This window comes from Nocardiopsis sediminis, from assembly GCF_042650565.1.
Classification (GTDB): Bacteria; Actinomycetota; Actinomycetes; order Streptosporangiales; family Streptosporangiaceae; genus Nocardiopsis_B; species Nocardiopsis_B sediminis.
Genome location: NZ_JBHSBH010000009.1, coordinates 118,899 through 126,089, shown reverse-complemented (window position 1 = coordinate 126,089; position 7,191 = coordinate 118,899). Strand labels below are relative to the sequence as shown.

The window sequence follows — 7,191 nt, the reverse complement described above, 5'->3', positions numbered from 1 at the left end:
GGCCCGTGCCCCCAGCCGCGGGGCGCCCCCGCTCCGCCCCGCACGCGGTGCCCCGGTCCCCATCCGGCCGGGGCACCGCCCCTTTTACCGAGCCACCCCGCACCGCACACGGCACCGCCGGGCAGGCTTGCCCCGGACGCCCCCACCCGCGGGTGCGGCTAACGTGAGTTCTCGTGAGCGACGGTGTCACCCCCGACCGGCTGCGGGCCTCCCACATCGACCGGGAGCGCGTGATCGCCGTGCTGCGCTCGGCGGTGGAGGACGGCCGGCTGGACATCACCGAGTTCGAGGGCCGCGCCGAACACGTCTACCGGGCGCGCACCCTGGGCGACCTCCCCCCGGTGACCGCCGACCTCGTCCCTCCCGAGGCCCAGCCGATCCGGCTGCCCACCGAGCCGCTCGGCGTGTTCTTCACCAATACCGAACGCTCGGGCCGGTGGGTGGTGCAGGCGCGCGAGACCGTGATCGCCATCGGCGGCACCGTCCGGCTGGACCTGCGCGACGCGCTGCTCATGCGCAACCACGTGCGGATCGGCGCCTGGGCGGTCTTGGGCCGGGTCGACATCGAGGTGCCCGACGGCGTCGAGGTCCGGCTGCGCGGCTGGTCCTTCCTCGGCCGCCGGATCACCACGGCCCGGCGTCCGCGGCGCGGCGACGCCCCCGTTGTGGAGATCGACGGGTTCAGCGTGCTCGGCTCGCTCGCGGTACGCGCCCCGCGAAGACGGCGCGCCTGGCTGCCCCGGCGGCGCGAGCGCCGCTCGCTGGAGTGACCGCCGGGCCCCACCGAAGCCCGCACGGGTCACACGGGGCCGCCGGGCCCGCTGACCGGGGAATCTGGCAGTCTTGGACGCAGTTTCCTGGAGGTGTCTTCGAACAATGAGTGAATTCCGCATCGAGCACGACTCGATGGGCGAGGTCAAGGTCCCCGCCGACGCCAAGTGGCGGGCGCAGACCCAGCGGGCGGTGGAGAACTTCCCCATCTCCGGCCAGGGCCTGGAGCACGCGCACATCGCGGCGCTGGGGCACATCAAGGCCGCCGCCGCCAAGGTCAACGCCGAGCTGGGGGTGGTCCCCGAGGACCTCGCCAAGGCGGTGCGCGACGCCGCTCTGGAGGTCGCCGAGGGCAAGTGGAACGACGAGTTCCCGATCGACGTGTTCCAGACCGGATCGGGCACGTCGAGCAACATGAACACCAACGAGGTCGTCGCGACCCTGGCCACCGCCCGTTCCGGGCTGCCCGTGCACCCCAACGACCACGTCAACGCGTCGCAGTCGTCCAACGACGTGTTCCCGTCGTCGATCCACATCGCGGCCACCTCGGCGGTCGTCAACGACCTCATCCCGGCGCTGCGCCACCTGGAGGGCGAGCTGTCCCGTAAGGCGGAGCAGTTCGCCTCGGTGGTCAAGAGCGGGCGCACGCACCTGATGGACGCCACCCCGGTGACCCTGGGCCAGGAGTTCGCGGGCTACGCGGCGCAGGTGCGCTACGGGGTGGAGCGCCTGGAGGCGTCGCTGCCCCGCGTCGCCGAGCTGCCCCTCGGCGGCACCGCCGTCGGGACCGGCATCAACACTCCCGAGGGGTTCTCCGCGCGGGTGATCGCCGAGATCGCCGCGGCCACGGGGCTGCCGCTGACCGAGGCGCGCGACCACTTCGAGGCGCAGGGCGCGCGCGACGGCCTGGTGGAGCTCTCCGGCCAGCTGCGGACGATCGCCGTCGGCCACACCAAGATCGCCAACGACATCCGGTGGATGGGCTCGGGCCCGCGCACCGGCCTGACCGAGATCTTCCTGCCCGACCTCCAGCCGGGCTCCTCGATCATGCCGGGCAAGGTCAACCCGGTGCTGTGCGAGGCGGTGCTCCAGGTGGCCTCGCAGGTGGTCGGCAACGACGCCGCGGTCGCCTTCGGCGGCGCCTCCGGCAACTTCGAGCTCAACGTGCAGCTGCCGCTGATCGCGCGCAACGTCCTGGAGTCGATCCGGCTGCTGGCGAACGTGTCGCGGGTCTTCGCCGACCGCTGCATCGCGGGCATCGAGGCCAACGAGGAGCGCTGCCGCGAGTACGCGGAGTCCAGCCCTTCGATCGTGACGCCGCTGAATCGTTACATCGGCTACGAGGAGGCCGCCAAGGTCGCCAAGCAGTCGCTGGCCGAGCGCAAGACCATCCGGCAGGTGGTCCTGGAGCGCGGCTACATCGAGGCGGGCAAGCTGACGGAGGCCCAGCTCGACGACGCGCTCGACGTGCTGAGCATGACGAACTCCCAGCGCGCCTAGGCCCTGTTTTTTGGATGCTTTCGGAATAGCGAGCGGCCGTCCAGGCGTCGCGTCGCAAGCCGATTCGCGAAGGTCAGCCTGGTTGGCTGTCCGAGCGCAATCGGCGCAGCGAGGCGGCGTCTGGTGGTCGCGAGCCCGGAATGATCCGAAAAACAGGGACTAGCGCGCACCCCCGGCGCCGCGCCGGGGCCTGGGCCGGTGTGCGGGGCCACCCGCGCGCCGGCCCTTTTGCGTCGGTGCCGGCCGCTACCGTTCCCGGCATATCGGTGCATCGACCGACATCGCCGACCCTTCCGGCGGTCGAAGTAACCTGCTTGATGACCTTCTCACGCCCGCTCCCCCCGAGAGGCGATACATGTCAGTGGACAACGGCGACGGCACCCGCGTGATCGCCGGACGCTACGAGCTCCGCCGCGAACTCGGCCGCGGCGGCATGGGCGTCGTCTGGGCCGCATGGGACTCCCAGCTCGACCGCGACGTCGCGGTCAAGGAGGTCCTGCTCCCCGGCCACCTCACCGACGACGAGAAGGTCGAGGCCAACGCGCGCGTCCGTCGCGAGGCCCAGTCCGCCGCCCGCATCGCCCACCCCAGCGTCATCACCGTCCACGACGTCTTCGACGCCGAAGGCCACCCCTGGGTGGTCATGGAGCTGATCCGGGGCCGCTCCCTCCAGGAGGAGCTCGCCGAACGCGGCACCCTGACCCCCGCTGCGGCCGCCAAGGTCGCCGCCGCGCTCCTGGAGGCCGTGCGCGCCGCCCACGCCGCGGGCGTCGTCCACCGCGACATCAAGCCCGGCAACGTCATGGTCTGCGATGACTCCCGCATCGTCCTCACCGACTTCGGGATCGCGACCGTCGAAGGCTCCTCGACCATCACCCGCACCGGCACCCTCATCGGCTCGCCCGAGTACATGTCGCCCGAACGGCTCCAGAGCGAGGCGGCCACCCCCGCCTCGGACCTGTGGAGCGTGGGCGTCACCCTGCACACCGCCCTCCAGGGCCGCTCCCCGTTCCAGCGCGACGGCATCACCGCCGCCATCGCCGCCGTCCTGTCGGCCCCCATCCCCCGCCCCGACCGCGCCGGCCCGCTCGCCCCGCTCATCAACGGGCTCCTGGAGCGCGACCCCGCCCGCCGCCTCACCGCCGACGCCGCCCTGGCGCTCCTCGGCGACCTGGAGACCGCGGGCCCCGGCCCGGGGGCGACGGGCGGCCACCCGGCCGCCCAGGCCTTCTCCGGTCCCGCGCCGCACACCCCGCACCCGGCCGCGCCGCCCACCCCCTTCCCCGGGGCCGTCACCGGCGGGCACCCGGGCCGCACCGGGCACGTCGGCGCCCCGCATCCCGGCGCCGGGCACACCGCCCCCGGCCCGAACACCCCGCACCCATCGGCCCCGGGCCCGCACACGCCGTTCCCCTCGGGCCCCCGGCCCGCCCACGGCGCCTTCTCCGGCCCCGGGCCCGGCGGTGGCGGCACGGTGCCGCCCTGGGGCGCCGCCCCGTCGCCGCCGGCGCCTCCCGCGCGCCCCCCGGGCGACGACCGGCGCCGCGGCAGCGTCCTCATCCCCGCCATGATGGGCGTGGGCATGCTGGGCCTGGTGATCGTCGTGGTGGCGGTGGTCTCGCTGGTGCGCATGGACACCACGACCTACGAGCGCTTCGAATCCGACCGCTTCAACGTCGACTACCCCCAGGGCTGGGAGGTCGACGACACCACGGAGGCCGCCCAGACCTACGTCTACTTCCGCCGCGCCGACCGGGACGTCGCGATCTACGTCAACGCCTGGGACAACGGCCCGTCCGACCCCCGCACCAGCTACGGGTGGGTGGAGTTCGACGACAACGGCTTCCGCGAGGACGGCGAGGTCACGGAGTACCGGACCCTGGAGATGGCCGCGGTCGACTCCGGCTTCCCGGCGGACTGGGACGTCGCGACGCTGGAGGCGGAGTTCCAGACCGGCGGATGGACCACCCCCGCGCGGCACTTCACCTCCCACATCATCATGATCGGCGAGGAGGCGTTCGCGGTGACCATGAACGTACCGGCCGACGAGGCCGGCGACCACCGCCGGATGTACGAGAGCGTCCTGGACTCCTTCGAGCCGGTCTAGTCGGGATCGGCCGCCGCGAACGGTACCGGGAACACGGACGGCCCCCGCGATCGACGTGATCGCGGGGGCCGTCCTCGGCGCCCGCCGGCACCGTTCCCGCCGATGCGGTCCGGTGCCGGGCCGGCCGGGCCGTCAGTACCAGCCGTTGGCCTCGGAGTGGTCCCAGGCCTCGCACGGCGAACCGTAGCGGTCCTCGATGTAGCCCAGGCCCCAGGTGATCTGGGTGGCCGGGTTGGTCTGCCAGTCGCTGCCGGCGGTCGCCATCTTGTTACCGGGCAGCGCCTGCGGGATGCCGTAGGCGCCGGAGCTGGGGTTCTCCGCGGAGGGGTTCCAGTTGCTCTCCTTCTCCCACAGGGGTTCCAGGCAGCTGAACTCGTCGGCGCTCCACCCGAAGTCGGCGAGCATCGCCTGGGCGATCTCCTTGGGGTCGCCCGAGGGGATCGAGGAACCGGAGTCGGACTCCTCCTCTTCTTCCTCCTCCTGCTCCTCGGTGGCGGTGGCCGAGCCGCTGGCCGTCCCGCCCGCCTCCTCGATGAGGTTCTGGACGCCCGCGCGCTGCTCGGCGAGCTCTTCTTCGGAGATCTGGGGGGCGTCGGCGAAGAAGTCGGCCCCGGTGTCATCGGCTTGGGGCGGCACGACGGCGGAGGCCGCGGTGTCGCCGGGCTCTTCGCCGCTGTCCGCGAAGGCGGACACGGCGAACGTGGCCCCGGCGACCATCGCGGCCGAGCCGACCGCCGTGGCGACCCGCAGCGAGATCCGGTTGAGTAGCAAGAATCGCCCTTTCGTCAGCCGTGCGCCCAGCGATACGCGCACGATCGACCACGGCCCCTGGGCTCGCAGATGCTGTCATCGGGGTGCAGGCGACGGACGTGACGTGGCGCGCAGTGATCGCTGGCTGGCCGCCGTCGTCGCTGGAGGTCACGCGCGCGGGTGATCGGGGGGCATCTCGACGATGCGCCACGCGCGTCCCAAGGGGCTCCTTCAGAAACGGGACCAACCATGCCGCATGATCACGACCCCGTAACACCCTTTGAAATATGGCCTGAATCACATTACCGACAGTTAGGGGCGAAACGGCCGATACCAGGGCGAACACACTGAGGGTGAGGGGGTGCCGAGTGTGGCATATGCGACGCGGGCCCGCACTCGGCGTGTGGGCCCGCGGTGCCGACGGCGTCCGTCAGGAGGCGTTGCCCTCGGGGGTGAGGGTGCGCGACCACAGGCTCTCGCCGGCGATGTCGCGCAGGTGGACGGTGAACTCCTTGCTCTCCGGGTCGATCTCGACCTCGCCGAAGTGCTGGAACCCGTCCAGCGGGGAGGTGTTCGGTTCGGGCGGCGCGGACACGAACACGGCCTCGGGGCCGAAGGTCGGGTCGAGCTCGTTGGGTCCGAACGCCCCCGCGTGCAGCGGGCCCGAGACGAACTCCCAGAACGGGGAGAACTCGGTGCCGGAGGCGGCGCGGTCCGGGGAGTAGTGGTGCGCGGCGGAGTAGTGCACGTCGGCGGTCAGCCACACCACGTCGCGCACGCCGTTGCGGTGGATCCGCTGGAGCACGTCGGCGATCTCGGCCTCGCGGCCGCGGGGGGCGCCGGGCAGGCCGTTGGCCACGGCCTCGATGTCCTCGTCGCCGTCGGGCACCACCACGCCGATGGGCATGTCCGCCGCGACGACCTTCCAGGTGGCCGTCGACTCGCTCAGCGAGCGCACCAGCCAGTCGGCCTGCCGCCGGCCGAGGATGCGCTCCAGCGGCTCCTCGCCCGGCGAGTTGGCGTCGCGGTAGGGGCGCATGTCGATCACGAAGACGTCGAGGTCGGGGCCGTAGCCGATCCGGCGGTGGATGCGCCCGTCGACCGCCTCGGTGGGGACGATCGGCTGCCACTCGTGGAACGCGCGGTGCGCGCGCCGGGCCAGCACGTCCACGCGGGTCTCGGTGTAGCGGTCGTCCTGGAGGATCTCGCCCGGGTACCAGTTGTTGGTGACCTCGTGGTCGTCCCACTGGACGATCTGCGGGACGCGGGCCGTGAGGCCGCGCAGGTTGTCGTCGAGCAGGTTGTAGGCGTACTGGCCGCGGAACTCCGCCAGGGTCTCGGCGACCTTGGTCTTCTCCGGGGTGACCAGGTTGCGCCAGGTCCGGCCGTCGGGCAGGGCGACCTGCTCCTCGATGGGGCCGTCGGCGTAGCAGACGTCGCCGCTGTGCAGGAAGAAGTCGGGGTCGCGTTCGGCCATGGCCCGGAAGATCGGCATCCCCCCGATGTCGGGGTTGATGCCCCAGCCCTGGCCCGCCACGTCGCCCGACCACACGAAGCGGATGGGGCGGTCACCGCCGCCGGGGGTGCGGAAGGACCCCTCGACGGCCTCGCTGGACGCACGGCCGGACTCCGCGCTAACGCGGACGAACACCTCGCGGCCGGGCTCGACCCCGGTGATCCGCAGGCGTCCGGTGCCGTCGCTCTCAGGGGTGAGCAGGGGACCCCGGACGGTGCGGGCATCGGCGAAGTCGGGCCGGGTCGCGACCTCGATCACCATGCGGGCGGCGCGGTCGGCGCGCGTCCACACCACGGCGCCGTCGCCGCGCGGGTCGCCCAGCTGGATGCCGTGGGTGAGAACGGGGCGGTTGCGGCCCTGGGCGAGCGCGGGGGCGCCGGCGATCGAGCCTGCGGTGGCGGCCCCGATCCCCACGGCCCCGTAGCGCAGGAGGGAGCGGCGGGACAGCAGGGGCCGGGGAGGGGGCGGGGTTGCGGGGGAAGGTGGGACGGTCACGGGCGCGGTCTCCTCGTCGTGGCGGTGCGCGGGTGCGGGGGGCGCACCGTGG

5 protein-coding genes are annotated in these 7,191 nt (G+C 72.9%); 3 read left to right on the top strand and 2 right to left on the bottom strand.

Going from position 1 to position 7,191, the window contains the following annotated elements:
- Positions 1-173: 173 nt before the first annotated feature.
- From ACFOVU_RS14355 to ACFOVU_RS14345, 3 genes are all read left to right on the top strand, one after another.
- The gene (locus ACFOVU_RS14355; protein ID WP_378533784.1) at positions 174-770 is read left to right on the top strand and encodes a DUF1707 SHOCT-like domain-containing protein; all 597 of its coding nucleotides are present in this window, start codon (positions 174-176) and stop codon (positions 768-770) included.
- A gap of 106 nt (positions 771-876) precedes the next feature.
- A complete protein-coding gene (locus ACFOVU_RS14350; protein ID WP_378533782.1) occupies positions 877-2,271 on the top strand; it encodes a class II fumarate hydratase in 1,395 nt (464 codons plus the stop codon).
- Positions 2,272-2,626: 355 nt separating this feature from the next.
- Positions 2,627-4,378, top strand: coding sequence for a serine/threonine-protein kinase (locus ACFOVU_RS14345; RefSeq protein ID WP_378533780.1), 1,752 nt, complete (start codon positions 2,627-2,629; stop codon positions 4,376-4,378).
- 132 nt (positions 4,379-4,510) lie between these two features.
- Here the strand turns inward: ACFOVU_RS14345 and ACFOVU_RS14340 are convergent, their stop codons facing one another.
- On the bottom strand, positions 4,511-5,149 hold the full coding sequence (locus ACFOVU_RS14340; protein ID WP_378533778.1) for an aggregation-promoting factor C-terminal-like domain-containing protein: 639 nt from the start codon (positions 5,147-5,149) through the stop codon (positions 4,511-4,513).
- Between the two features lie 409 nt (positions 5,150-5,558).
- Entirely contained in the window at positions 5,559-7,139 is a 1,581-nt protein-coding gene (locus ACFOVU_RS14335) for an alkaline phosphatase D family protein (RefSeq protein WP_378533776.1), read from the bottom strand.
- Positions 7,140-7,191 lie beyond the last annotated feature (52 nt).